Raw genomic sequence first — 478 nt, 5'->3', positions numbered from 1 at the left:
GTGCGAGGCCGTTGCCCCAGGCGCTGATCTGTGCTGCTGAGGTGCTCATGTGTAATCTCCAATTGTTGATGCGCCCAAGGTCCATTAGGTCGCCATCGCACATGGCAGGCTGAACCCAGGTTTTCGCGTTGCGGATTGACCCCCCCTCACGTGGGCCGACACCAGGGGAGTAGCTTCGCAATGTTGCGAGCATCGTCCAGGCCGCGGTGATGCGACCCTTCAAGCGCCATACCGACCATCTGCAAAGCTCTGGCCATGCCCACCTCTTTGATTTTCCGGGCCTTGGCGAACTGGCGCTTGAGGTTCACATGCTCAAAGCCGGGAAGAGGGTGTGACACACCGTGGCGCTCGCAATCCTTGATCAGCTGCTTGGCATCGAATTGCCCCCAGCTGCCCCACGTCATGACCAAGTCGGATTGGTGTCGTTGAGCGAAGGCGGCCAACTGGTGGGCCACGACGGGAAATAACTCTGCACCTG

1 protein-coding gene is annotated in these 478 nt (G+C 59.8%); it reads right to left on the bottom strand.

From position 1 onward, the window contains the following. Positions 1-146 precede the first annotated feature (146 nt). Positions 147-478 (bottom strand): 3'-5' exonuclease (locus tag K9U40_RS23510; RefSeq protein ID WP_282892478.1); only part of this gene is annotated, 332 nt, incomplete at its 5' end.

Source organism: Xanthobacter autotrophicus (assembly GCF_030015065.1).
GTDB classification, from domain to species: Bacteria; Pseudomonadota; Alphaproteobacteria; order Rhizobiales; family Xanthobacteraceae; genus Xanthobacter; species Xanthobacter autotrophicus_D.
Note: the sequence above shows the minus strand (reverse complement) of the source record. Positions and strands in the feature narration are given on the sequence as shown.